The sequence below is a fragment of the Pseudoalteromonas sp. SCSIO 43101 genome (assembly GCF_023650775.1).
GTDB classification, from domain to species: Bacteria; Pseudomonadota; Gammaproteobacteria; order Enterobacterales; family Alteromonadaceae; genus Pseudoalteromonas; species Pseudoalteromonas apostichopi.
Map to the genome: position 1 here is coordinate 134,595 of NZ_CP072674.1, position 26,005 is coordinate 160,599.

The 26,005-nt window shown below is 39.4% G+C and carries 19 protein-coding genes; 11 read left to right on the forward strand and 8 right to left on the reverse strand.

Features of this window, described 5'->3' with window-relative positions; all coding sequences use genetic code 11:
- Positions 1–56: 56 nt before the first annotated feature.
- The gene (locus tag J8Z25_RS17765; RefSeq protein ID WP_175580343.1) at positions 57–611 is read right to left on the reverse strand and encodes an isochorismatase family protein; all 555 of its coding nucleotides are present in this window, start codon (positions 609–611) and stop codon (positions 57–59) included.
- 253 nt (positions 612–864) lie between these two features.
- Between J8Z25_RS17765 and J8Z25_RS17770 the strand changes: the two genes are divergently transcribed.
- Positions 865–5,313, forward strand: a complete 4,449-nt coding sequence (locus tag J8Z25_RS17770) for an EAL domain-containing protein (protein ID WP_250662237.1) — start codon at positions 865–867, stop codon at positions 5,311–5,313.
- Here the strand turns inward: J8Z25_RS17770 and J8Z25_RS17775 are convergent.
- From J8Z25_RS17775 to J8Z25_RS17790, 4 genes are all read right to left on the reverse strand, one after another.
- Complete coding sequence (locus tag J8Z25_RS17775) at positions 5,288–7,768, reverse strand: response regulator (RefSeq protein WP_250662238.1); 2,481 nt, start codon at positions 7,766–7,768, stop codon at positions 5,288–5,290. The genes J8Z25_RS17770 and J8Z25_RS17775 overlap by 26 nt on opposite strands.
- Before the next feature lie 369 nt (positions 7,769–8,137).
- Positions 8,138–9,031, reverse strand: a complete 894-nt coding sequence (locus J8Z25_RS17780) for a cation diffusion facilitator family transporter (RefSeq protein WP_250662239.1) — start codon at positions 9,029–9,031, stop codon at positions 8,138–8,140.
- Between the two features lie 259 nt (positions 9,032–9,290).
- Complete coding sequence (locus J8Z25_RS17785) at positions 9,291–11,225, reverse strand: methyl-accepting chemotaxis protein (RefSeq protein WP_130052748.1); 1,935 nt, start codon at positions 11,223–11,225, stop codon at positions 9,291–9,293.
- A 228-nt stretch (positions 11,226–11,453) separates the two neighbouring features.
- Positions 11,454–12,419 carry an AraC family transcriptional regulator gene (locus J8Z25_RS17790; protein ID WP_250662240.1) on the reverse strand — a complete coding sequence of 322 codons (966 nt, stop codon included), beginning with the start codon at positions 12,417–12,419 and terminating at the stop codon, positions 11,454–11,456.
- 97 nt (positions 12,420–12,516) lie between these two features.
- Here J8Z25_RS17790 and J8Z25_RS17795 point away from each other — a divergent pair, with 97 nt between their 5' ends.
- The 10 genes from J8Z25_RS17795 to J8Z25_RS17840 all read left to right on the forward strand — a co-directional run bounded on the left by J8Z25_RS17795 (position 12,517) and on the right by J8Z25_RS17840 (position 22,890).
- Positions 12,517–12,837, forward strand: a complete 321-nt coding sequence (locus J8Z25_RS17795) for an Mpo1-like protein (protein ID WP_250662241.1) — start codon at positions 12,517–12,519, stop codon at positions 12,835–12,837.
- Between the two features lie 8 nt (positions 12,838–12,845).
- On the forward strand, positions 12,846–13,595 hold the full coding sequence (locus J8Z25_RS17800) for a class II aldolase/adducin family protein (RefSeq protein WP_250662242.1): 750 nt from the start codon (positions 12,846–12,848) through the stop codon (positions 13,593–13,595).
- A gap of 467 nt (positions 13,596–14,062) precedes the next feature.
- Positions 14,063–14,968 carry a sensor domain-containing diguanylate cyclase gene (locus J8Z25_RS17805; protein WP_250662243.1) on the forward strand — a complete coding sequence of 302 codons (906 nt, stop codon included), beginning with the start codon at positions 14,063–14,065 and terminating at the stop codon, positions 14,966–14,968.
- Positions 14,969–15,100: 132 nt separating this feature from the next.
- Positions 15,101–16,054, forward strand: a complete 954-nt coding sequence (locus J8Z25_RS17810; RefSeq protein WP_130052753.1) for an SPFH domain-containing protein — start codon at positions 15,101–15,103, stop codon at positions 16,052–16,054.
- An 8-nt stretch (positions 16,055–16,062) separates the two neighbouring features.
- Positions 16,063–16,515 carry an NfeD family protein gene (locus J8Z25_RS17815; RefSeq protein WP_130052754.1) on the forward strand — a complete coding sequence of 151 codons (453 nt, stop codon included), beginning with the start codon at positions 16,063–16,065 and terminating at the stop codon, positions 16,513–16,515.
- Positions 16,516–16,619: 104 nt separating this feature from the next.
- Positions 16,620–17,456, forward strand: a complete 837-nt coding sequence (locus J8Z25_RS17820) for a patatin-like phospholipase family protein (protein ID WP_250662244.1) — start codon at positions 16,620–16,622, stop codon at positions 17,454–17,456.
- A 99-nt stretch (positions 17,457–17,555) separates the two neighbouring features.
- Positions 17,556–19,754 carry a carbohydrate-binding family V/XII gene (locus J8Z25_RS17825; protein ID WP_250662245.1) on the forward strand — a complete coding sequence of 733 codons (2,199 nt, stop codon included), beginning with the start codon at positions 17,556–17,558 and terminating at the stop codon, positions 19,752–19,754.
- A gap of 195 nt (positions 19,755–19,949) precedes the next feature.
- Positions 19,950–21,575, forward strand: coding sequence for a methyl-accepting chemotaxis protein (locus tag J8Z25_RS17830; RefSeq protein ID WP_250662246.1), 1,626 nt, complete (start codon positions 19,950–19,952; stop codon positions 21,573–21,575).
- A 36-nt stretch (positions 21,576–21,611) separates the two neighbouring features.
- Positions 21,612–22,418: a substrate-binding periplasmic protein gene (locus J8Z25_RS17835; RefSeq protein WP_130052758.1), complete on the forward strand. Its 807-nt coding sequence runs from the start codon at positions 21,612–21,614 to the stop codon at positions 22,416–22,418.
- A 58-nt stretch (positions 22,419–22,476) separates the two neighbouring features.
- Complete coding sequence (locus J8Z25_RS17840) at positions 22,477–22,890, forward strand: DM13 domain-containing protein (protein WP_250662247.1); 414 nt, start codon at positions 22,477–22,479, stop codon at positions 22,888–22,890.
- Between the two features lie 76 nt (positions 22,891–22,966).
- Here J8Z25_RS17840 and ahpF read toward each other — a convergent pair whose 3' ends face one another.
- From ahpF to J8Z25_RS17855, 3 genes are all read right to left on the reverse strand, one after another.
- Positions 22,967–24,547, reverse strand: a complete 1,581-nt coding sequence (gene ahpF, locus J8Z25_RS17845; protein WP_250662248.1) for an alkyl hydroperoxide reductase subunit F — start codon at positions 24,545–24,547, stop codon at positions 22,967–22,969.
- 153 nt (positions 24,548–24,700) lie between these two features.
- Complete coding sequence (ahpC, locus tag J8Z25_RS17850) at positions 24,701–25,270, reverse strand: alkyl hydroperoxide reductase subunit C (RefSeq protein ID WP_130052761.1); 570 nt, start codon at positions 25,268–25,270, stop codon at positions 24,701–24,703.
- A 207-nt stretch (positions 25,271–25,477) separates the two neighbouring features.
- Positions 25,478–25,942, reverse strand: a complete 465-nt coding sequence (locus tag J8Z25_RS17855; protein WP_502934610.1) for a 2,4'-dihydroxyacetophenone dioxygenase family protein — start codon at positions 25,940–25,942, stop codon at positions 25,478–25,480.
- Positions 25,943–26,005: the final 63 nt, after the last annotated feature.

Here is a 26,005-nt window from a genome sequence, read left to right on the forward strand (position 1 = left end):
GATAATTTACAAAAACACAATTAATCGAGCCAATACGGTTTGATGCGAATCATGGTTCACTTTATTAATTGCAATAGTGCTCTAAATTGATCTGTCCCTGCTTTTTCTAGCCATTGAAATATCACACTTTCTGTACATGTAATAATAGCACCTGCTGCCAATAGTTGCTTAATCGCCAGCTCTTTATGTTTTTCATTACGTGATGCGATGGCATCTTCCACTACAAACACTTGATAACCATTGGCAATTAAGTCTAAACAAGTTTGCAGTACACAAACATGTGACTCCGTACCCGTTACCACCACTTGTTTACGGTTAAAGCCAGCCAATTGATTGTTAAATTGCGCTTCTTGGCATGCGCTAAAATGTATTTTGTGATAGCAATTGTTGTCATTTATAAAGGGTAAAAGCTGTTCACTACTTTTACCTAACTTGGTTGGATTTTGTTCGGTAAATAAATAGGGAATATCTAATGCCTTAGCTGCTTTAATCAACTTTTCTGTGTAATTAACAGCTTGATTAAAATCGTTTATAACCGGCTCAAGCCCTGCTTGTAGGTCAATAATCAATAACAAAGCATGATTTTTTTGACTTATAAATGAATGGCGCATCACTTTCTCTGATAAATAACAATTGAACTAGTTATAGCATAGGTTTTAATTTCAATACCAAGTAGACCTTATTACTAATTTAACTTTTCAGAACCGTTATTTACGGTCATAATTGTGCTATATTTTGTTAAAAATTATGCGTAAATAATAATTTAGGGTTAATCAGTCAGTGCCTAAACTTTTTCTTTTGATTCTCAGTCTGCTTTTCTTCACGCTAACTTCAACTGTGTTTGCGCAAAATTACGCTTTGCAAATGCAGCGAATTTCGACTGATGAAGGCCTTACACAAGGCAGTGTAACTAAAATTATACAAGATGATTTAGGCTTCATTTGGATAGGCACCTACCAAGGGTTAAATCGATACGATGGTTATCAGGTATCGCCTTTTGCTGGAGAGTTCATTCTTGATCAGCGGCAAATTACCGCAATGCACAAAACTGAAGACGGAAACATTTTTGTCAGTACCGAATTCTCAGGTGCTTTTTTTATTGATCCTAAAACCCTGAAAGTTGAAAAAATTTACTCTGGCAAACTCGATCCAGAAGATGTTTTCTTCTCGCCCATTTTAGCTGTTACTGAAGATGACAATTTTTTTTACTTCGCAATTGCTCAGCATGTTTATTCATACAACAAACTATCTAAAAAGTTTTTGCATGAATTTTCAATCAATAAGGAAGAGCATATCGTGCGAGCTCTCACCTTACACGACAACTTTTTATATATAGGCACTTCGGATGGGCTTTTTTCAAAAAATCTTGCTGATGAACATATCTCGCATATTCCACTGACAGATAAAACACATACCACAGAAGATAATAAAAACGTTAAATTTTTAAAGGTCGATACTGAGCTCGGCTTACTTGTAGGCACAGTAGAGGGAATGTTCAATATCCCACTAAAGGCCAATCGTTTGACGTTTGATAAGGTAAAACTATTAATCCCTAACTTAAATATTTGGGACTATTCTGTTAGCTCGTTCGGTGAGTATATCGTCACTGAAAAAGGCTTGTTCGAATTTAATCGCGAAACTATGTCTATTGAGTTCATCTTAAACTTTGAACAGAGTAAGTACTTAATGACTGACAATACAATCCAAGATGTGATGGTTGATAAAACTGGGCTGCTTTGGCTTGCATCGCGCTCTCAAGGGGTATTTACATGGTCAACACTGGCAAGGCGTTTCAAGCATATTGAATTAAAAAACAACCAAGTTAGCTTCAATAATAATATCTGGACGGTATTACAAGATCAAAAAAATACGATTTGGATTGGCACTGATAATGGCCTAATGAAGTACAACCAGCCAACTAAAAAGATTACACCATTCTTAGTGAGCAACGATGAGAAAGCATTTCACGGCCAACACGGTATTTATGGTATTGCTGAAGCAAATATTGACGATAGTGACCGCTATTTATGGCTAATGAAATATATTGGCCTTGTACTTTTTGATAAACAAACTGGCAAATTAGCGCCCTTAAAAGGCAATGCAGAAACCATACACCTTATAGAATACGGCCCTAACTGGGGCTTTAGTGCAATGGGCAATGATCAATTTGCATTTTTGGATGAACAAAACTTTTATAAATATAACGGAAAAACAGGTGAACTTGTCACAATTAAAGGATTAAAAGAACAAGTCGACATAGTTAATGCTCATGGTTTTTTAAAGCCACTTCCCGATTACCCCGACGAGTATGTACTCAGTATGTCGGGCAAGTTGTATCGCTACAATGAGCAGACTGAAAAGTTGACACTTATATACCAAACAGAAAACTATAACCCATTAGCGTTCTATACTATTGATGACTGGGTGATAGATTATAATAACACTCTTTGGCTTGGTTCATCAGATGAAGGGCTTATCGGCATTGATTCTAAAACTTATGAGGTTAAACATCGCATTAATATGCAATCAGGGTTGAAAGCTAAATCTGTTTTTGGATTGCAAATAGATCGTTTTGGCTTTTTATGGCTGGGTACACAAAATGGCCTTTACCGACTTGATTTAAGCTCTTTAGAACTTGACAGTTATTTTATTCGTGATGGTTTAACCGTAAATGAATTTAACATTGATTCCGACACTACATTACATAATGGACAACTTGCATTTGGCACAACACGTGGCGTACTTTTACTTTCACCGGAGGACTTTTTATCATCCCCTGTTGAGGCTGGCAATATAAATACCGAAATCACCAATGTGTCGTTACTATCGCGTGAGCTCAACTACCACCCCTACAAATATATAAACACGCCTCTTCAGATCACTTCTGAAGATATGGGCTTGGCTGTTACCTTTTCTAATTTTGATACTATTAATAAAGATAAAACATCGTATAAAGTGACCCTTGATGGACCAACGTCACTTGAATACAACAAGCTAACGACCAACGAAGTTTTCTTTACTAAATTGCCACCAGGTGATTATGTTTTATCGGTAACATCGTCAACAGAATTAAACGATGCAATATCTTCAACTAGACAACTAAGGTTTAATGTTGCACATGCACCTTGGTCATCTCCTATTGCCGTTACAAGCTATGTTATTATCGTCTTAGTTATTTTATTTTTCATCTTTTGGCAATATCGTGCTCGTCAACAAATGATAGGACGCGCTCACGCAGAAGTCGTAAAATCACAGCAGCAAACTGAACTTGCCTTGAGTAGCACCAAAAGTGGCGTTTGGGAAATAAACCTTGCAGAACAATTTTTAAGAACGACACGTTTTTCTGCTGAACTTGGTTATGATGAGTACAAAGATGGTATAAACCTTAAAGAATTTATAAAGTTAGTTCACCCACATGATCACAATTATGTTACTAACCAGTGGCAAATCTTTTGTAAACAAACTAATAATGAACAATGGAACATTACTTACCGGTTAAAACATAAAAATGGGGGTTGGCTTTGGTACGAAGATATTGGCCGCATTGTTGCAACTGATGAAACTAATCGTCCTCTAAAAATTACCGGTATCTATACCAATATTACTGAACAGCGCGCTAATGCACAGCAGGCGAGTGTGCTCGGAGAAGCGTTCGGACAAATAAATGACTGGTTATTAATTTTAGACAATCAACTTAAACCATTTTCTGCTAATGCCAGCTTTGGTGAAGCATTCGCTACGCCAAACAATATTGCAGAGCTAACTAGCAGCGACTTTATTGCTGCAATTGGTCGAAGCAAATATATTGAATATATCAACGTATTAAAAACACTTAAACCAAAACAGAACTGGAAAACAGAAGCTGTTATTCGCACTCTAAAAAGCCCAGCACATCCCGTTCATATAAGTGTTACTGCCGTGGCCAAAGAAAACCACACAATTAGCTATTATGTGATTGTTATTTCTGACTTAACAGAGCAAAAACGCGCTGAAGACGATTTACGCTATTTAGCGAATTATGACCCACTCACAGGGCTGCCAAATCGAACTCTGATGCATTCAAAAATTAGTCAATGCATAAGTAACGCTAAAAAGCACAATAAACTCGCAGCATTGCTGTTTATAGATTTAGATAAATTCAAACCGGTTAATGACTCATTCGGTCATGCTGTAGGCGACCAATTACTGTGTGATATAACACAAAGAGTAAGCCTGATCTTACCCGAAAACGCGGTTATAGGCCGCCAAAGTGGTGATGAATTCTTAGTCCTTATTAAAGACTTACATTCGCCACAAACTCTCAGTGAGCTGGTTAAAAAGTTAACTGACGAGCTAGCAAGCAAAGTCATTATCGACGATTTTTCAATTAATATTTCTGCAAGTGTTGGTGTGGCTCTTTACCCATTTGATGCAAAAACTGCAGATGATTTAATTAAAAATTCTGATATAGCCATGATGCACGCAAAACAATCTGGCCGGAACAATTTTAAATATTTCACGGAGCAAATGAATAACCAGCTAACCAAAAAGCTATTACTTGAAAATGCCTTAAAAGATGCCTTTAAAGATGATGAGTTATTTAATAATTATCAACCTATCGTTAATGCCAAAACTAAAAAAATAAACGGTGTAGAGCTTTTAATGCGCTGGAAGAACGAACAAGGTTTTGTATCACCCGCCGAGTTTATCCCTATTGCCGAGGAGATTGGCTTAATTGATGCGCTGACTGAGCAAGCACTTGATAGAGCACTAACAGAGCTGCTACCAATGCTTCGTGCTAACCCACAGTTTTATTTATCATTAAATCTGTCGCCAACGCATATTTTAAAATCGAACTTAACTGAACGCTTACTACTGATTTTAAATAATCATATGGTTAAACCTGTTCAGCTGCGCCTTGAAATTACAGAAAACACGCTTTTAGAAGATAAAGAGAAAGCCTCAAAGCAACTGCAAAAACTTAAAAATGCTGGTTTCAAACTATTACTTGATGACTTTGGTACAGGTTACTCGTCACTGACATACCTTAGCCAATTCCCGATTGATGTGATCAAAATTGATCAAAGCTTTGTGCGCAATATCGGCCAAGATAAGAGTAATGAATCAATTATTAAAACCATTCATGCGCTGTCATCAAATTTAGGTTTATATTGTATAGCTGAAGGGGTTGAGACCAGTGAGCAAATCAGCTTCTTAACCGAAATGGGCTGCGAAGATTTACAAGGTTATTATTTTGCCAAACCCATGTTGGCCGATGACCTAATAGCAGAAAGCACGATTCAGGCAGTTATTGATCGACTAAACGCGCTTTAAGCCATTTATTTAGGCATCGGTATAGCTCATCTTTGTTAATTGGTTTAGAGATAAAGTCATCCATGCCCGCCATAAGGCAACGTTTCTGATCATCTTCAAAGGCGTTCGCCGTAATAGCGATAATGATTGCTTCGCCATAAAGCGCAGGGTTTTGTTTGATTTCGTGTGTACATTGATAGCCATCCATGTGCGGCATTTGGCAGTCCATCAAAATAATGTCTGCTGTAAAGCTTTTAAGCTCTTTAAGCGCCTCTAAACCATCATTGGCCTTTTTAATAGTACACAGGGTGTCCTGCATCATCTTTTGCAGCACAATTTGATTTACAGGGTTATCTTCAACAATTAATACGTTAATGCCACTTAGAATTGGCTTGTCTATACTTTGCTCTGCCTTTTCCTCTGCACCACTTTCAGTCACAGGCACGACAATAGTGAATTCACTTCCCTCACCTTCATGACTCACTAAAGAGAGTTCTCCATCCATAAGCTCAATAATGCGCTTACTAATGGTTAGTCCTAACCCAGTACCTCCATATTTACGGGTGGTGGATATATCGGCTTGGGTAAATTCAGTAAATAATTTTACTTGCTGATCCGCTGAAATACCTATACCTGTATCGCGAATTTTTATTTCTAGTGCATTATTTGCCATTTGGCAGTGCATGTTTATTTCACCTAACTCAGTAAATTTGCCAGCGTTACTCAAGATATTGTTGACGACTTGGCTAAATCTGAGTGGATCTAAACGGATATAATCAGGGATATCATCCGCAATACTAAGGTTAAATTGAACCCCTGGCTTAACGCTGGTAGTGCTAAAGATTTTAGCTAACTGAGCAAGTAACGATTTAACCTCAACAGCGCGATTTTCAAGTTTAAGTGCACCAGCTTCAATTTTAGAGAAATCTAAAATATCGTTTAAAATCAACAGTAAGTTATTTGCACTTTGGTGTATCATTGCCAGCTCATCGCGCTCACTTTCTGGCAGATTAGGATTTTCTAACAATAGTTGAGTCATCCCCAAAATACCATTTAGTGGGGTACGAATTTCGTGACTCATATTTGCTAAAAACTGAGATTTTGTGCGGTTAGCCTGATTCGCTAAGCGCACAGCTTCGACTAATTCGTTTGTTTTATCATTAACCTGCTGCTCGAGCTGAGAATTAAAATCTGTCAATTTATTATTTAATAATTCGTTTTCATGGTTCGCTTGATGTAAGCGATTAAAATTAAGCACAAGCTTGTTTGCTAAACTCGAAAACTGAGACTGCAAACGACTTACCTCGAGCCAGGTTTCTGGTAAGTCAGTATCAGTGATTGCACGTTCAGGTTCAAATTTATCGATTTGTTCAGCCAGCTTTTCAATTGGAGCAATTAACCAGCGGCTTAACTGAGTGATAAACACACTAGTTAATAAAATAATGAACAAAACCATTACTAAAGACTGACCCCATGCACTCACAGCAACATTATTTGCGTGTTTGCGATTAAGCATGGTCATTACAATCCAATTATGTTCAGTAGAGCGAGCTTCCCTAGCGTAATACTGTTGCTCATCTTCCGCATCAAACATTTTAAAACGCGCTTCATCAGCAAACGAGTCTAACTCATCGTCAGTTAATTGTTGTAACTCTTTAAAATCATCCAGGGTGCTAAATACTACTTTATTGGTGGGATCTAAAATCAATAGCTCCCCCTGGTAACTAAATAGGCTTGGTCTGAGGCCTGCAAAATAATCAAACATCAGTGAGCCTTCAACAACCCCTGTAAAGGTGTCTTCAATATAAATCGGAGCTGATACTGCAACAATCGGTAAAGAGCCAAAGCCACCGCCTTTAAAAATTGTTGAGATATAACCAAGTTTATTATTCGGTGCATTTATAAAATAGTCACGATCAGCCACATTGGGGCGTATGTTTGATTGCTGCAAACTAATCGCTAACGATTGTGGGTAAAAATGAGTAACATTGGCCAGTGCATCAGCAATGATCTGCGTTCGAAAGTCAGGATACAAGTTAGCCATATTTTCAAGCGCAATCTGCCGAGGAACACCATTGGCAATACTTCGAGCCGTTAATACCAAGCCTTTTTTATGATGATCGAGGTGAGCATCAATCATCCGTGCAATTTCCTTCGCTTTCTCTTTTAACTGCTCATTTATCTCGTACTCAATACGTGAATAATGGTTATTGGTTAGTACTATTGAGGTTAAAATAACCACCAACACTACCAATAAGGTCACAACATAGTTAAGAATTTTGTATAAAGACGAATAGTGTTTGTGCCATGAATAGCGGCTAAAAAAGAAGCTCAATAAATCAATAACAGATAAGTAGATAGCCGCATTTAAACAGTATTTAGCAAGCGCAATGGCAATAGTTAGGATTGGTAAACCTAAAAAGAAATGCCCAAAGCTCCAAAGTAGCGGCAGACCAATCACAAACCAAAACAGCATGCCCCTTAAAAAAACTGGGCGCGATTTTGATAAGCAAAACAACTGCAAACATATCAGTTCTAAGGCAAATACAATGGAAGGCCACGCATGCCCCCAACGGTAAAAAATAAACCCTGTACTTAAAATGAAAGTGATTATTGCAAACCGCCACCCAAGCAGCAGTAAGCTTAAGATCACAAAAAACTGGCCAAGAATAAATTCTGAGCTATCTAGAAACCAAATTGGCAGTAAATTAACAACTCCAGCAATACAACCAAGCAGTAGTGCAGCTAAAAAGTTAAAATATGAAGACTTATTTTGAAGCAAAAAAGGTATCCTAACTTCATAGTGATACCTTTAAATTAAAAGAAAATTAAACTTTTTGCCACTTTAATTAACATAATGGCACTCATGACTTTCTATTTGCAGAACACTTTTTTTGATTTTAAAGCGTGAAAGTAATAGCTTTTCTACTTTTAAGCGACACGCTTCATCGTGCTTTTCAACGGTACAATGCTGTTTTAGCACGACATGAGCCCCAACAACGATGTCTTTATCTTGGCGCATTACAGTTACATTGTGTACATTCTGAACGTGCTCAATAGAGGCTATGCTTTGCTCAATATCAGCCACATCTGGTAATTTACTTCTGTTTTCAAGTAAACCTTGAATGCAACGAATAATTACTTTAGCCCCTGTAAACAACACAAAGGTCGCAATCAACATACTCGATATAATATCGACTTCAGCCCACCCAGTAAGATAAATTAAAATACCAGCAAAGAAGGTTGAAACAGTTGAAATTAAATCAAAAAATGAGTGTAAAAAGACGGCATATACATTGATACTAGCTTTACGTCCCTTATATAAAACCCATGCAGCAGCACCATGAAAAAGAAAGCCGATAGCAGAAATTACCGACATCAAATAACTATTAATTTGTAAATCGTGACCATCGTTATGATGAAGGTAACGTTCACCACCCTCATACAAAATAATTAAGCTAATACTTAAATATAAAATACCATTGATCAAACCGCCGGTAAGTTCAGCCCGCAGGTAGCCATCGTTAAAGTTTTTCGCAAAATAAATCGCCATGCTTGAAGCGATAAGTGCAATAAATAAAGAACTGTTATGAACAAACAAATGCCCAGCATCAGCAAGTACAGCAAGCGAATTTGAATAATAGGCGCCAATAATCTGTATAACCATAAACGAACACGTTATAGCTAAAGCAATCAACAAGCGGCGTCTAGATGCTTGGTGTGTTGTAATATCTGTCATGAAGAAGTGAAATACCTATTAGCTGGAAATGCGGTAATGATATAAAGTCTCAATTGTAATACGCAGCGCTCTTAAACGCACTAAAAACTTAGTTAATAGTCTCTCTATGAAAGTTTTTTGCGCAATTTGTTAGTAAAAAGAAAGGAATTAGCAGTTAACAAGTAAACTAAAAACTCACTTGTAAGCTAAAAAACATTAAGACGTTAACAACACATGTTGTTAACGTCTTTTAATCGAGGCTGATTTAAAGAGCAGTCAATTAAACTTTAAACTGACTTACTAAGTCTTTAAGGTGCTGGGCACGGGACAATAAACTTTGCGTACCGCGTTGTTGCTGTTCTGCATTATTATGGATTTGCATGGCACTGTCTGAAATATCATGTGCTGACTGATTAATATGTTCAACAACCGTACCTTGCTCTTCTGTGGCTGCAGCAACCTGATGATTACCTTGACTGATAATTTCAAACTTCTGCTGTATAGACTGAAGTGCAGACACCGCAACATGCGTAAGTTCAGTGACTTTTTGGCTACTTTGCGTACCTTCGGCAATCGCTTCTTGTGATTGCAATGACGAGCTTTGTAAGCGCGAAATTTGCTCTCTAATTTCAGAAGTTGATGTTTGCGTGCGCTGCGCAAGTGAGCGCACTTCATCTGCTACCACCGCAAAACCACGGCCTTGCTCGCCAGCACGAGCAGCTTCAATTGCAGCATTGAGTGCCAATAAATTAGTTTGCTCAGAAATCGCATTGATCACTTCAACAACCGAGTTGATCTCTGCAGCTTGATTTGCAAATTCACCGATACTTTGATCAACCGTACTCAAAATATCATTTAGTTCATTCATAGTTTGTGCTGTGGCAGCCATACTCTGATTGGTTTGTACGGTTTCTCTTACCGCTTCTTCTGTGTCGCTTGCTGTGCGATGAGCAATATCAGACACCTCATTAATTGTTTGTCCCATCTGTGTAATAGCAGTTGCAACTTGGTCTGTTTGCGCGCGTTGATCTTCAGTGGCAACAAACGTTTTATTGGCAAAGTTCGCAAGGTCGTCAATACCCTCTCGCATTGCTTGCTCAGTGACACTGATTTCATCTACCAACTCGGCTACTTTACCTATAATTGCATTAAAGCCCTTAGCAAGATGCCCTAACTCATTATCAACACTGTCATCTAAGCGTTTTGTTAAGTCACCACCGTGGCCCGCCATACCAAGTAGCTCGTCACCAACACTGCGTATTTTCTTACTGAGCCAATTCGCAAAATAAAGCGTCAGCACTAAGAAGATGCCCGCAAGCACGACACTCACAATAATCGACATCCAAACGACAGTATTAATTGCACTTGATATCTCTTGGCGTGGCTGAATCGCCACAAGAGTAAGACCAGTACCTTCAATCGGCATAACACCAGCGTAAACATCTTCGTCTGCGAGCTCGACTTGCGATAGTGTAAAGCCAGTGTGTTTACTACTCAGAAAATCTTGTAATGTGCTTAATGAAGCCACACTGGTAACTTGTTTACCAATATAAGCATCATTTGCGTGTGCAATAATTCGCTTGCTATCATCAATTAAAAATAAATAACCTTGCTCGCCAATTTTACGCGACGTGACAATGCTAGAAATATCTGAAATATCATAACCAAGCCCTGCAACACCTAGACGTTGCCCAGCTATTTCAACTAAAGTATTCACGTATAAAGTGAGGTGTCCGCCCTGCTCACTAACATCTAATGCGAGCGCTTGGCGTTTATCTGAACTGATAAAGTCAAAAAACCAACTGTCTCTTGGTTCATTTTTAGAGATAGACTTAAAAAAGCCTTCTTGCGTGTAATAACTCATTGAGTTTTTACTCACCCAAAACACCGATGAGGCACCGCTTTTTCTTTGTAAGTCTGCAAAATACGCCATTACACGTTGATGAATAGGCGAGCTTTTTTCGCCTTCGGTCATCCAAGTATGCAAAATTTGATTTTCGGCTAACGACTGTGACACAGAGATGGGGTAACGCATTTGAGCATCAACTTCCGCAGCCACTTTACCCACAGCGTCAGGCAATAATTGCTTTTCTGTTTGTTGGTAATAAAGCCGAGAAAATTGGCTGGTATTGATTAAAGCGCTAACCACAGTGACAACAAACAATGCAATTAACACAAAACTAATAAAAATAGTACGCAGCGATAAGTTTCGCATTCAGCAGCCTCATACTTAATGAGGGGGTTTAGTTTCAGATCATCCTTGCGTCCTATTTGAAATTTTAGTTAACAAATTCGTGTTAAGCAATTGCTAGTTAAGCTTTTATTATTGTTTTTTGGTAAATAGTTATCAAACTCAAATATTATCGGAACAAACACCAATTTGTACCGATTTAATAATTAAAGTAATACCTGACAGACATCAACTAGATCAAAGTAGCACTAACTATGATTCAGCTATTATTGCCATTTTTTGCTTGTACACTTTTGGCGACATACCATACCAGCGATTAAAGGCATGATGAAATGCACTAATCTCTGAATAGCCACATAAAAAGGCAATTTCTGTTACTGACAAATCAGTTTCGTTTAATAATGAAACACTTTTTTGCTGCCTTAAACTTGCTAGTTCTTTACTAAAACTAGTGCCCTCTTTTGCAAGTCGGCGTTGCAACGTTTTTTCACTCATATTAAGTGCTTTTGCCATTGCTTTACTGTTGGTTTGCCCTTGAATTAAATGCTCTTCGATTAAAATTCTCAGCACCTGCGTTACATTGGTTTGCGTCACCAGTTTCATCTGACCTGATAACACAGGTTTACTATCGGTTTCTTCACTAAAAAATAGGCTATGGGTATGCGAGCCGTATTCAACTTTGCAGTTAAAGTGCTCATTAATTTCACTGTGTGGCTCTTTACGCTTTAGGCAAATTCGCGTTGGGTGCCACTCTTTTCCCTTTACAGTACGCGCTATTTTTAAACAAAACGCCATCGGTGCTTCGTAGCTTAGCAGCGACATATCGCGCTCACCATCACTAAAGTTAAAGCGAAGTTCATACTCACTTCCATGATCAATGAGTGACACATTATGTGTGTCGCCCATTAATTTTTGATAACGCAATATAAGCCGAAAAGCACTCAGTAACTGTGTAGCTTGAACAATAGCCATACCAACCACCGGAATAGCGCGCACATTCATGTTACTGCCAACATAAAGACCTAAATGAGTGTTTGGTAACATCGCTTGCGCCTGCTTCCAAAGCGAACTAACACTGGCTTGTGGGTATCGGGCTGTTTGACTGCTTAATTCTGCTAAAGGAATATTTGCTCCTGCAAACAACTCATTGATTGGTAAGCCCTGCCATTTAAACGATTCAGCCATAGCGCGTAGCCACCAACTTGATAAGGTTCTCATTCGCGTCCCAAATAAACAATTTTATGACCTATATTATCAAGTAAACAAAATAATAAAAGCCTATTGTTAACATGTTATTATCAACGGAGACAGCAATATGGGCACTGTAGCAAGTAAACGCGAGTTCGTGAGTTTTAAAGAGTTTTACCCTTATTACTTACAAGAACACAAAAATAAAGTCTGTCGGCGCTTACATTTCATTGGCAGTTGGTTTGTTTTGGCAATTTTGTTTGCCGCTATTTATCAGCAGCAATATAGCTGGATAATTTTATGCCCGGTGGTGGGCTATGGCTTTGCTTGGGTTGGTCATTTCTTCTTTGAGAAAAATCGTCCAGCAACGTTTACCCACCCTTTTTATAGCTTTATTGGTGATTGGGTAATGTTTAAAGACATTATTGTTCGCAAAGTACCATTTTAGAAAAAACCATGACTATAAAACACACTGTATCAGAGCAAGAATGGAAAGCTCGTGTTGAGCTAGCTGCCGCGTATCGCCTAGTTGCTTTATATGGCTGGGATGATTTAATTTTTACCCATATTTCAATGCGTGTTCCCGGCACAGACAACGAATTTTTGATAAATCCATATGGCATGATGTTTCACGAAATTACGGCATCAAGTCTCATCAAGGTAGATCAACAATGTAATAAGCTGCATGACAGTGAATACCCTGTTAATCCTGCGGGGTTTAATATCCATAGCTGTATTCATATGGCGCGTGATGATGCCCATTGCGTTATTCACACCCACTCACTCAATGGCACGGCGGTGTCTGCAAACAAAGACGGCTTATTGCCTATCTCTCAGCAAGCTGTTGTTGTGCACTCAGGTTTGGGTTATCACGACTACGAAGGCATAGCCCTTAACCCTGCTGAGCAAGATCGTTTAGTGAATGACCTAGGCAAGAATAACTTTCTAATGCTACGTAATCATGGCCTATTAACAGTAGGTAAAACGGTCGCTGATGCATTTTTGTTTATGTATGTTTTTGAAGCTGCATGCGCTGTACAAACTCGTACTTCACAAAATACCGAGCAACTCGTACAAATACCTAGCGCGATTATTGATGGTATCAAAGGGCAAACAGAAATTGCCACTAAGGGACTAGGTGGAGCAATTGCTTGGCCTGCCTTGTTACGCTTATTAAATAGCAAAAGCCCCGGTTACGATGAGTAAGGAAACACCCTACACATTAATAGCATGGCTATAATAGGGCTGCTTTTGCCAAAATCATGCTTATATGACAAAAAACAAATGAACTTTTAAGTGGAGGCTGGTTTACATAATGACACCCTCGCTACTTTAATTGCTAGCACAATAATCAATAATGCTGCCATGGCAATTCTGGAGCGATTTATCAATGTTTGTAATTTATTTAGCGCTCAGCATACAAAAACAGCCTTACTAACATCTGTAAAAAAGCCAAAAGTGACCACTAAAATAGTTTAAAAAATAATGATACTTAAAAATAGCTAACCAAACTTAATAACAAAGTTCATCAACCATCTTCATTATTATTTTTTTAATTACTTTTCAAAATCATACCTAAATCATTAGTTGTAATTTTATCTTTGTGGTTAGTCTTGTTTATTAAGATTTTTTCGTCCACTATCAATTTATGGCTTGTTATATAGGGACATATTATGGCCGAATTTAATACAACTAAATTACCTGTGCATATTGCTGAGTTAAAGTTTGCACTCGATAACGTACCCGCATACGTTTATATAAAAAATGAACTCGGACATTACGTTTATGCAAATAAACTGACTCTAGACTTATTTGCATGTTCTGCTCAAGAATTACAATATAAAACCGATACCGACTTTTTCCCTCGCCCAGATGCCAAAAAACTCGCAAAAATCGATAAACGAGTACTCAGCGGAGAGCGAACACGAGAAGAAGTTGAGTTGACTTTTCCAGGTGGGCACACGTTTATTTTTTGGGAAGTAAAAACCCCTATTTTTTGTGACTCAGAGCCAAACAAAGTAATTGGCATTTTAGGCATTGCAACTGACATTACTGAACGAAAATACCATGAACAACAACTCCTCTATGCTGCCTCTACCGATCCCTTAACTGAACTTTTAAATCGCCGCTATTTTTATATTCGCTTATCACTCGCGTTAGAAATGAGTAAGCGCGACCAAAGTTATGGTGCTGTAATATTTATTGACCTCAATAAATTCAAAAAATTAAACGACCAATATGGCCACAATACAGGCGACGCTTATCTTGTTGAAATTGCCAATAGAATGAAAGCCACTGTGCGCGAGAAAGACTGTTTAGCCCGCATTGGTGGCGACGAATTTATAGTCTTACTTGAAGGCCTAGGTCGTGATGAGCAAACAGCCAAACACAACGCCCATCGCGTTGCTGATAAACTACAAACCGCTATCGAAATTAAATTTATTCATCAAGATATTAACTACAAAGGCTCTGCCAGTGTTGGCGTCACCATGTTTTTAGGCACACAAGAAACAGCCGATGAAATTGTGGCGCAAGCTGATCAGCATATGTATATGATAAAACATACACTTACCGATTAAACGAGCCGTAGGTTTGTACTCAACAAAATGAGGCAACTCTAAAACCAGTACCGATTACAAATCATTAGCCTGCTTTGCTTTGTGGTGGTAATCTGAGTGGCAAAATAATATTAACTGTATTAAGGAAAGTACATGGATCCCATTTCTAGCATTTTAGACCTTTTGTTAAATGTAGAAGTCTTTCTTCTAATTTTTGTTTTAGTGCTACTAAAAAGTAGCGTTAAATTTGTGCCGCAAAATCGTGCCTGGTTAATCGAACGTTTCGGTAAATACCATTCAACCAAAGAAGCGGGCTTAAACTTTATTGTGCCATTTATCGACCGTATTGCCGCTGATCGCAGCTTAAAAGAACAAGCGCAAGATGTGCCTTCTCAGTCTGCTATCACGAAAGATAATATCTCGCTTATCGTCGACGGTGTGCTGTATTTCCGCGTGCTTGACCCGTATAAAGCCACATATGGTGTTGATGACTATGTGTTTGCGGTTACTCAGCTATCGCAAACGACGATGCGTTCTGAACTTGGTAAAATGGAACTCGATAAAACCTTTGAAGAGCGCGACATGTTAAACACCAACATAGTTACCGCGATTAACCAAGCTTCTGAGCCTTGGGGAATTCAGGTTTTACGTTACGAAATTAAAGACATTGTGCCACCAAACTCTGTAATGGAAGCCATGGAAGCACAAATGAAAGCTGAGCGTGTAAAACGTGCGCAAATTTTAGAGTCTGAAGGTGACCGTCAATCTGCCATCAACGTGGCAGAAGGTAAAAAGCAAGCGCAAGTCCTTGCTGCCGAAGCTGAAAAAGCAGAGCAAATTTTACGCGCCGAAGGTGAAGCAAAAGCGATTATCGCTGTTGCTGAAGCGCAAGCAGATGCACTGCGTAAAGTAGGTGAAGCAGCGGATACAGAGCAAGGTCAAAAAGCAATTCAACTCGACTTAGCAACTAAAGCTATTGCTGCTAAAGAAGCGATTGCTCGTGAGTCATCTGTGGTATTACTTCCTGAAAGTGGTACTGATGCAAGCTCATTGGTTGCTCAAGGGATGTCTATTATTAACTCTTTGAATAAAAAGCAACAAAGTTAGGTGAGCTGATGGCATTTTTAGATACCCATTTAGCCGAAGCATTAATGATTATAGGTGTTATCGCGCTAATTGTTGAAGTTGCTGTACTGGGTATGAGTACCTATGTACTACTGTTTTTAGGCTTATCTTTATTTGCCAGTGGCTTATTAATGAATATAGGCTTACTTGATACGAGTTACACCACCGCGCTTTGGAGCAATATAGTGTTTACTCTAGGCTTTGCTGTAGTGCTTTGGAAACCACTCAAACGCATGCAAGATAAAACCGATACTAAGCCAATACATAGCGATTTTGCTGAGCTTACCTTTATCGTGAACGCTGATGTTGATGATAAAGGGTTAACCACGCATCAGTATTCGGGTATTACATGGCAATTAAAAAGTCAGTCTCCCATTGCTGCGGGTAGTACTGTAAAAGTGACCGACAAACAAGTTGGCGTACTTTGGGTAGAAGCGGTATAAGAGCAATGCGTAAAAACAGTTAATTAGAGTTGAAACTCTATTTAGTTTTGTAACCGTGTTTGCTATGGTTAGAAGCACTCACGGTTACAAGCAAGGTTGCGAAAATGAACAATAACAAGGCACTGGTTGTAGAAGGTGGCGCAATGCGCGGTATTTTTGCCACTGGCGTTCTGGATGCTTTTATTAAGGCTAATTACCAACCTTTTAATCAATGCTATGGTGTTTCTGCCGGAGCCACAAACATTGCCGCCTATTTGTGCGCCCAATACAAACGTAACCATGCGGTGATTACCGATTACTCTTGCCGACCTGAATTTATTGATTTTGTTCGTTTTATTAAAGGTGGCCACCTGTTTGATTTAGACTGGCTGTGGCAAGAAACCATCCGTGATATTCGCCTTGATCTCGACACCTTCAAAAAGCAAGCCAGTGAGTTTTACATTGTTACAACCAATATACAAACTGGACAAGCAGAGTACTTAAAAGCTAGTGCAGCTCATCTTGAAGAGCAATTAAAAGCCTCATGTGCTCTCCCTATTGCTTATCGAGAATTTCCCATTATCGACAATTTACAACTCACTGATGGCGGCGTCGCTGATTCTATTCCAATTCGCAAAGCATACGAGATGGGTAATAAAGAAATCACCGTTATTTTATCTCAACCTCTTGGCTATAAGAAAAAGCCAGCTAAAGCGCCTTGGCTTGTAAAGCGTCTTTATAAGAGAACCCCAGCATTAGCTGAAGCAACCCTCAGACGCGCAGAAAATTACAATCAAAGTATTGATTTTATTACCAACCCGCCAAGCGATTGTAAAATTAATATTATTGCACCGCCACCTAACTTTGCTGTTGGTCGAACAACAAAATCATTTGAAAAACTCAGTGCGGGTTATGAAATGGGCTTAAATGCGGGTGCACATTTTTTAACTCAAGTTGCCTAATACCCTATATAGACTAATACACTAAAAAAGGAACAATCTTCAAGCGTTTTCGATGTCATTGGCTATACTTTAAATAGTTATGTTAGCCAAGGATTGACCATGAAACTCCCCCTACCTTTTATTACTGCCCTCAGGGTTTTAATACTCTCTTTTTTCTGCTTATTTTCATTTTATAGCCAAGCTATTGAGTGGCCGCAACAAGTGCAAACATCACAAGGCACACTTATAGTTTATCAACCACAACCCGAGAAACTAAACGGTAATACTTTAACAGCCCGTGCAGCAATGTCATTTTCGGTTTCAGGCAATGACGCTGTGTTTGGCGTATTTTGGTTTACCGCTAAATTAGAAACTGACCGCGAAAATGATACCGTCACCGTTCGCAATATGACTGTCACCGATGTACGCTGGCCTGAATCAAAAGATGCTGGAGAACAACAGTTTACTGCTGTCGTTAATGAAGCAATAAAAGCCAGTCAATTCGAAACCTCTCTTTCGCAACTCACCGCCAGCCTGGAAAGTGCAGAAGCAGCAGAACAAAGTTTAACGCAATTAAAAACCGATCCTCCGGCGATTATTTTCAAAGAGCAGTTGTCAGTTTTACTTAGTTTTGATGGTGAACCTAAGTTTAGTAAAATTGAAAACAGCCAATATGAGCGCGCTTTAAACACCGCCATGACAGTGATTAAAGATAGCAAAAGCAAACTTTGTTATCTCACCGATGGGCAATTTTGGTATCAAGCAAAACAAGCCAAAGGGCCTTATGAATATACTCAGTCGCCACCGGCTGAACTTGTAAAAATGCTCCCTAAAGATACGGAAACATCAAGTCTTATTGCGCCACCAGCCATTGTTGTGGCAACTAAACCTACCGAGCTCATTGCAACAGATGGCGAAGCTAAATGGAAAAGCCTAACCGGTGGCGAGCTCATGTATGTGTTTAATACAGAAACCCCATGGCTGCGTGATATGCAAACTAACAATATGTACGTATTGTTATCTGGGCGCTGGTATCGCTCTAAACAGCAAACAGGCCCATGGACATTTGTACGTGGTGATGAGTTACCAGAGAGCTTTGCCAATATTCCACCTGAATCAGATTTAGGTGGCCTCAGAGTTTCGGTTGCTGGTACTGAAGAAGCTGACGAGGCTGTATTAGATGCTAAAGTGCCTCAAACAGCGGCTATCAGCCGTAAAGACACCAGTTTGACTGTGTATTATGATGGCAAGCCTAAGTTTGAACGGATCCCAGGCACGCAGGTTTCTTATGCCATTAATACCGATGCACAAGTGCTGCAAATTAAAGGCAAATATTATGCTGTCGATAATGCGGTGTGGTTTAAGGCAGACTCCGCACAAGGGCCTTGGCTTGTTGCTGATAGCATTCCAAAAGACGACATAGCAAAAATTCCTCCAAGTTCTCCTGTATACAACGTGACATATGTTGATATTTACGAGTCAACCCCTGAAGTAGTTTACGTCGGTTATTACCCAGGTTACATGTGGTCATACCCATATTATGGCGTGCCAGTGTATGGAACAGGTTGGTATTACCCGCCATACTGGGGCGGTGGCTACTACTACCCTCGCCCACCGACTTGGGGCTTTAATATTGGCTATAACAACTGGACAGGCTGGTCTTTTGGCTTAAGTTGGAGCAATGGTTTTTTAAATCTAGGTATGAATTGGAATGTAGGTTGGCCAACCCATTATCGACCTTATCATTGTTGTAATGGCTGGTATGGTGGTGGTTACCGTGGCCCAGTTATTATTAATAATGGCAACATCAATATAGGCAACAAAATTAATGTCGGCCATAAACCGGGGCATCTTAATAAACAGCCAAGACTTAATATTTATAAGCGCGATCAAAGTAAATCTCGTCTTGCCTCAAAACAGCAGGTTAAACGCGATTTAAAAACTGCTATTAGCCAACGCGATAAGGCAAATAATGTTTTCGCTGATCAAAAGGGTAACGTGCTCAAACATGATGCTGATAAATGGCAACAACGTGTAGAGGGTAAATGGCAAACATTACCCAGAGATAAACAGCAACAAATCAAAGATCGGTCACAAAACATTGACCGCCAACAAGTGCAAAATAAATTACAAAGCATAGATAAAAGTAAAGCGAGGCAAACATTGCAGCAACGCCAGCATACGCAAAACAGACAGCAAAATCGTATGCAGCAATTAAATCAAGCAAATAGAGCACGTCAGCAAGGTATGCAGCGCCAACAAATGCGCCGCAATACACAAAGACAAATGCCTAGACAATTGCCTAACCGAGGCCATTAATGTAAAAGTAGGTACAAAACAAGGCCAGTGTAAATACTGGCTTTGTTAACTTGACTAGCGTTAAGCACGCTTCATAACTATTTAAAAGATGAAATACCTACCTAGATAAAAAGCTTCAAAATAATTGCAAAAATTTGCTTAAAACCATTTATCTATTAATTTTAATACTAAGTCCTTACAAAAATTTGCACGCTCATGTTAAATAACTATACCGTTCGTACGCGATTAGCCGTATTGGCTTTGTTACCGGTTACAGTTTTTGTGATCACATCTATTTTTACAATGTCTATTATGTCGAACTTGATAAAAGGCATCGACAGTTTGTATGACGATAGAGTCATACCTCTTGAGCAGATAAAAACAGTATCGGACAATTACGCGGTTAGCATTGTTGATTTATTTCATAAATACCGCGCTGAGCAAATTTCAAAAACTGACTTTCTAGCCGCCGTTGAAAATGCAAAAAAAGTCGCTGACAACAAATGGAAAAGCTACTTAGGAACCAAGCTCACCACAGAAGAGCAGCGCCTAGTAAATATAGTTGAAAAGAACCTCAGTGTGGTCGAAAGCGAACTCAGCACGTTTTTAACCCAAGTTAAAAGTGACCAACTTAAAGCAGTACCTAACAAGGTGTTCGTAAAAAGTCTTTATGATGTTTTTGACCCACTCAGTGAAAGTTATCAAGGACTTATAAACTTACAAATCAATGAGGCTAACAAGTTTAAAAACGCCGCAGATAAAGATTTTGCTCAGGTCAGTATCGCTATGACAGCATCTATCACAGTTTTAATTATTTTGTTGCTGGCTATTGCCTTTATTATATACCGCTCTATTCATAACCCATTGTTATCTCTGAGTGAAACGATAGGTTCTATCTCTGAGAATGCCGACTTACGTCTGCGCGCCAAAACCCATGGTAATGACGAAATAGCCCAAGCAGCACATCACTTTAATGCCATGATGGAACGCATTCATACTTTAGTAAATGATGTAACGAGCGCTACACTCACACTTTCATCTGCGGCTGAACAAATGAACTCAATTAGCGACCAAGTAGCCAGCACAGCCACAGAGCAAGAACATCAATCGACGATGATTGCTACTGCCATTACGCAAATGAGTAGTGCCATTGAGCAAGTTGCTGCCAATGCATTATCAACATCAGAAAAAGCAACTCACACAGATAAAACAGCCAAACAGGGTCAGCAATCTGTGCAGGAAAATATTGATGCAATAAACCGCTTATCACATGTCGTTAATGCGAATACAAAACTAATCAATGAGTTAAACACACAATCAACTGATATCAATCAAGTGGTGATGATGATCCAGGGTATTGCAGAACAAACGAACTTACTTGCGTTAAATGCCGCCATTGAAGCTGCCCGTGCAGGTGAGTCAGGTCGCGGTTTCGCAGTAGTGGCTGATGAAGTTAGGCAGCTTGCACACAACACGCAAAAAGCCACAGCCAGTATTAACGAAATGATCAGTAAACTACAAGCAATGGCGCAGCAAGCAGTGACCGCCATGGGCAATGCCGACGAAAGTGCTAAACAAAGTGTTGAATACGCCGAGCGCTCATCACAATTACTCTCTGAAATTACTCAAGAAATAGCTCTTATTGCCGATATGAACAACCAAGTATCCACTGCAACAGATGAGCAGACCACTGTTGCCAACGAACTAAGTTGTAATATTAATGAATTTAGTAGTAGCATTTCACTGGTTAGCGAAAGCTCGCAACAAAATGCGCAAGCCAGCCAAGAATTGGCTTCATTGGCTTCGAAATTACAACAGCAGGTGCATGTTTTCAAAGTATAATGCAGAGCTGCGCTCAAAAAACAGGGACTTACATTAATGAACAGGGCAGCATTTATATTACTATTAACATTTGTTCTGTGGAGTCTACAAAGCTTTGCGCATGAGCAAATTGTTATTCAGCTTGCAAAACCAAACTATATCGAAGCGGTAAAAAACCAATATATCCACGATATTCTCAACAAAAGCTTTGCTGCAATGGATGCGAATGTTGTGTTGCTTTACAACGTTAAGCCAATGAATAATAAACGTATTGTAGAGCAGCTGAGTCAGAATAAAACAATTACCCTAGCTTGGTTATCTTTGCCTCTCCAGCAAACTGACTCTCTAGTAAAAACAACTATCCCACTCTACAAAGGCTTACATGGCCAGCGTTTACTGATTATCCGCGACGAAGACCAAGAAAAGTTTAGCTCCATTAAAACCCTTGCAGAATTAGCTCCCTTGGTTGGCCTGCAAAAACAGAGCTGGTCTGATTATACCGTGCTGAAAAATAATGGTTTAACCGTTAATGGAGAGCTTGATTATCCAGGTATGATCAAAGCCCTCAAAACAGGGCTTGGTGATTACTTTCCACGCTCAGTACTAGCAATTGACAGTGAACTAAATAGACTAAAACAGTTCAATTTTGTCATTGCACCAAACATCATGTTGCAATACCCCAGTGAATATTACTTTTATTTAAGTAGAGAAAATCAACACATTAGAGACATGTTAGAACAAGGCATGCAAAAGCTACAGCAATCTGGTGAGCTTGATCAACTTTATTTGCAATACTTTGGTGATGTTGAAAAACATTTTTCTTTAAAGCAACGTCATAGAATAACGCTAAATAATAAGGAGTAATCATGCTAAAAGCACTGCTCATCATTATCGTGGCATCAGCAATTTTCGCTGCGGTTTTATGGCTGGGGTTTACAGTTTACCAATTTTAACTGAGCAACCTGCTCCTGAGGCTGGCATATTGAAGCAGCATCAAGGTCGAGCTCAGTTTAGTGCTGAGTTTAAACCAAATCTTAAAGGTTCAGACCGCTTGCATTATGGTGATGGCATGGTGTACCTAACAAATGATGCTATTTCTATGCAAGGCACTTTATCTCCTGGTCCTGACTATCAACTTTACCTATCACGCAACTTTGTCGATAACGAAGCCGATTTTTTAGCACAAAAAGGCACAATGCAACGTGTTGCAGGGGTGCGTTCATTCAATGGTTTTAAATTAGCTGTGCCACAAGGTATTGATGTCAGCGATTACAATACAGTGGTTATTTGGTGTGAAAGTTTCTCGGAGTTTATTACTGCAGCGCAGTATCAGTAAAAACAAAGCCGCCTTTGGAGAGGGCGGCTTTAAGACGGCAGCTATGGGTGTGAGCTGCCTAATCAAGAGTCATTAATTAAGCTGCATCTTCGGTGCTTTGTGTCTCTTCGCTGTTGCGAATTAAGTAATCAAAAGCACCTAAACTTGCTGTAGCGCCACTGCCCATTGCAATAATGATTTGCTTAAACGGCGTTGTTGTTGCATCACCTGCCGCGTAAACACCCGGTAATGATGTTGCACCTTTGCTATCGATTTCGATTTCGCCAAAGCGAGTCAGTGATAACTCTGAATCTTTTAACCATTCAGTGTTTGGCACCAAGCCGATTTGCACAAAGATACCTGCAAGCTCAAGTGATTTTTTATCACCAGAGATGCGGTCAACATAGCTTAAGCCTGTAACTCGTTTACCATCGCCAACAACTTCTGTCGTTTGCGCGTTTTTGATAATAGTAATGTTGTTTAAGCTATTTGCTTTACGAATAAGAACTTCGTCAGCACGTAGGGTATCAGCAAATTCAAGCACGGTGACGTGCTCAACAATGTTAGCAAGGTCGATTGCAGCTTCAATACCTGAATTACCACCACCGATAACCGCAACGGCTTTACCTTTAAATAACGGACCATCACAGTGAGGACAGTAAGCAACGCCATGACCGCGATACTCTTTCTCACCTGGTACGTTCATTTCACGCCAGCGTGCACCGGTTGCTAATACCACTGATTTAGCATTCAAAACCGCGCCATTTTCTAGTGTGATTTGATAATTACCTTGCTTAGTAAGTGATGCTGCACGTTGGTTTTGCATAACATCAACATCGTATTCTTTTACGTGCTCTTCTAGTTGAGCAACTAATTTAGGGCCTTCGGTCGCTTTAACTGAGATAAAGTTTTCAATTGCTAAGGTATCTGATACCTGACCACCAAAACGCTCAGCAACCACACCCGTGTTTAAGCCTTTACGTGCCGAATAGATTGCCGCAGAAGCCCCAGCTGGCCCCCCTCCAACAACAAGTACATCAAATAACTCTTTAGCACTTAATGCTTCAGCTTGGCGTGCTGCTGCTTTAGTATCTACTTTGTTTAGTATGTCGGTCAGGTTAACTGCGCCTTGGCTAAATAGCTCACCATTTAAATATACAGCCGGCACTGCTAAAACATTACGCTCATTCACTTCGTCTTGGAACAAAGCGCCATCAATCATAGTGGCCTTAATGTTTTCATTGTGTGCTGCCATTAAGTTTAGTGCTTGCACTACTTGTGGACATGTTTGACAACTTAATGAAATATAAACTTCAAAGTTAAGCGGCCCGGGTAATGATTTAATTTGTTCAATTTCACTCTCTGATGCCTTACTTGGATGACCACCTGTATGAAGGAGTGCAAGGATCAAGCTGGTGAATTCGTGGCCCATAGGCACACCCGCAAATGTGATTTGCGTATTGTTAATAGGTGAAGATACCACCATAGACGGACGACGTACGTCTTGGCTTGGGTTATCTCGCACCGAGAATTTATCGCTTAACGATGCTAAATCGTTTGCTAAGTTTTTAAGTTCTGTTGATTTATTGCTGTCATCCAAGGCGATAAGCAGCTCAACAGGGCTGGTAATAGAAGCAAAGTGGCTTGTTAATTGGTTTTTGATATTCGTATCTAACATGGCTTAGCCCTTGAGTTCAGAATAAATAAGCTAGAAAAATTTTAGGAAACTACCCACCACCCGCTAATGTGCTTAATGTGAGTTGTGATGGGCAGTTAAAGTTACATTAGGATAGCAAAGCAAAACTTTGCTATCGTTTAATGCAGTGGCAAATTAGATTTTGCCAACTAGGTCTAGTGAAGGAGCAAGTGTCTCTTCACCTGGCTGCCATGATGCAGGACATACTTCACCGTCGTGGTTAGCAATGTACTGAGCAGCTTGTACTTTACGTACTAACTCTTTCGCGCTACGGCCGATGCCTAGGTCATGAGTTTCGATTACTTTGATTTCGCCTTCAGGGTTCATTACGAATGTACCGCGAAGAGCAAGACCTTCGTCTTCGATCATCACACCGAAGTTACGTGTGATACGACCTGTAGGGTCACCAATCATTGGAAATTTGATTTTACTAATTGTGTCTGACGTATCGTGCCATGCTTTGTGAGTGAAGTGAGTGTCAGTTGATACTGAGTAAACTTCAACACCCATTTCTTGAAGTTGCTCATAGTAATCTGCAACATCACCAAGCTCTGTAGGACATACAAAAGTGAAATCTGCTGGGTAAAAGAAGAAGATTGACCACTTACCTAGCACGTCTTTTTCTGTTAGCTCTACAAAGTCACCGTTGTGGTAAGCTGTTGCATTGAATGGTTGTAGTTTTGTGTTAATTAATGAAGTGCTCATAGTATTCCTCATTGATGTTTTAAAAATGTTTAATTAACGCAGTCTTGCGTCTGCTTGATTAATACAATAGAGGTGTGAGCGATTAAAATAAAATTGATTGTTTAGATTAAATTGATTTGTTTTTTAGATTAAACAGCTGAAAGTAATAAAAACTATAAAGCCCTCAACCAGTTACATGATAAAGGGCATTCACATAAAGGAATAAAATTACTTATTAAAGCCGTATAAGCTTTTTGGTTTAATATAGTTAGGCTCAATTCCTTGCTCTTTTGCGGCAGCTAACATCACTTGCTCAATCCAACCGGCATCCATAATATTCATATAGTTACCATCAGGGTCAAAGTTAATGTTAGAGCCCATAACTACCATAAAGGTATCGGTCATTTCAGTATTATCTTTTGGAACTTGAAATTGATGAATCGAACCGCCTGGCTCAAACAAATAGCTACCCGGCACTTGTAAATCATCTGGATATTCTGTGTAGTGCCAACTCCCTGCAAGCGTATATAAGTGCACGACTCCAGTATGGAAATGTCTTGGTAAAACCGTGCCTGGTTCAAATAAAACACGTAGTACCCATACCCCATTCTCAGAATCTAGCATCAATGGGTAAATGTGTACGCCAGGTAAGGCGTTTTTAATTAGCTTTTCATCGTTGGTATGTATTGTCAGTAAAAAATCTTGATGGTTACTTGATGGTTAATAATATCTGGTAATGCCATGAGTGTGCCCTCT

Coding starts and splice junctions, on each gene's coding strand:
- J8Z25_RS17805 (WP_250662243.1), top strand. CDS start 14,063: ATGGCCGAATTTAATACAACTAAATTACCTGTGCATATTGCTGAGTTA.
- J8Z25_RS17815 (WP_130052754.1), top strand. CDS start 16,063: ATGGCATTTTTAGATACCCATTTAGCCGAAGCATTAATGATTATAGGT.
- ahpC (WP_130052761.1), bottom strand. CDS start 25,270: ATGAGCACTTCATTAATTAACACAAAACTACAACCATTCAATGCAACA.
- J8Z25_RS17780 (WP_250662239.1), bottom strand. CDS start 9,031: ATGACAGATATTACAACACACCAAGCATCTAGACGCCGCTTGTTGATT.
- ahpF (WP_250662248.1), bottom strand. CDS start 24,547: ATGTTAGATACGAATATCAAAAACCAATTAACAAGCCACTTTGCTTCT.
- J8Z25_RS17795 (WP_250662241.1), top strand. CDS start 12,517: ATGGGCACTGTAGCAAGTAAACGCGAGTTCGTGAGTTTTAAAGAGTTT.
- J8Z25_RS17830 (WP_250662246.1), top strand. CDS start 19,950: ATGTTAAATAACTATACCGTTCGTACGCGATTAGCCGTATTGGCTTTG.
- J8Z25_RS17810 (WP_130052753.1), top strand. CDS start 15,101: ATGGATCCCATTTCTAGCATTTTAGACCTTTTGTTAAATGTAGAAGTC.
- J8Z25_RS17790 (WP_250662240.1), bottom strand. CDS start 12,419: ATGAGAACCTTATCAAGTTGGTGGCTACGCGCTATGGCTGAATCGTTT.
- J8Z25_RS17840 (WP_250662247.1), top strand. CDS start 22,477: ATGGCTGGGGTTTACAGTTTACCAATTTTAACTGAGCAACCTGCTCCT.
- J8Z25_RS17825 (WP_250662245.1), top strand. CDS start 17,556: ATGAAACTCCCCCTACCTTTTATTACTGCCCTCAGGGTTTTAATACTC.
- J8Z25_RS17785 (WP_130052748.1), bottom strand. CDS start 11,225: ATGCGAAACTTATCGCTGCGTACTATTTTTATTAGTTTTGTGTTAATT.
- J8Z25_RS17765 (WP_175580343.1), bottom strand. CDS start 611: ATGCGCCATTCATTTATAAGTCAAAAAAATCATGCTTTGTTATTGATT.
- J8Z25_RS17835 (WP_130052758.1), top strand. CDS start 21,612: ATGAACAGGGCAGCATTTATATTACTATTAACATTTGTTCTGTGGAGT.
- J8Z25_RS17775 (WP_250662238.1), bottom strand. CDS start 7,768: ATGCTGTTTTGGTTTGTGATTGGTCTGCCGCTACTTTGGAGCTTTGGG.
- J8Z25_RS17820 (WP_250662244.1), top strand. CDS start 16,620: ATGAACAATAACAAGGCACTGGTTGTAGAAGGTGGCGCAATGCGCGGT.
- J8Z25_RS17800 (WP_250662242.1), top strand. CDS start 12,846: ATGACTATAAAACACACTGTATCAGAGCAAGAATGGAAAGCTCGTGTT.
- J8Z25_RS17770 (WP_250662237.1), top strand. CDS start 865: ATGCAGCGAATTTCGACTGATGAAGGCCTTACACAAGGCAGTGTAACT.